This window comes from Psychroserpens mesophilus (assembly GCF_000826645.1).
GTDB classification, from domain to species: Bacteria; Bacteroidota; Bacteroidia; order Flavobacteriales; family Flavobacteriaceae; genus Psychroserpens; species Psychroserpens mesophilus.
Map to the genome: position 1 here is coordinate 1 of NZ_JXJP01000068.1, position 286 is coordinate 286.

The following is a 286-nucleotide window of genomic DNA, read 5'->3' on the forward strand; positions in this document are numbered from 1 at the left end:
CATCTGAGCTCACTTGGATGTCAAAGAGTAGGCGGCGCATTACGAGTCCAGATGTTGCCGCGATCCGAGACTACCAGGTCCATCAAATGCGCATGCCTTTATTCATTAAAAAGAATAACGATGAAGGTATTGAATTTTACTTTATTGGCGACGTGACACCAATTGAAGGTAGCTTTGTTGAGAAAAAATGCCTCAAGAAAACGGCGAAGACGTAAACGTAGTAAGCATCAATTTCAAGTTGGACAAGCCGGTTGAAGAGAACCAAAAGATTTGAATGGCCTCTAGC

Annotated in this window: 1 protein-coding gene; it reads left to right on the forward strand. The window is 43.0% G+C overall.

All coding sequences use genetic code 11. The features are described from left to right. The coding region (locus tag TD18_RS16475) for a DUF3427 domain-containing protein (RefSeq protein ID WP_040254914.1) at nt 1-215 on the forward strand (215 nt) is incomplete at its 5' end. Nucleotides 216-286 lie beyond the last annotated feature (71 nt).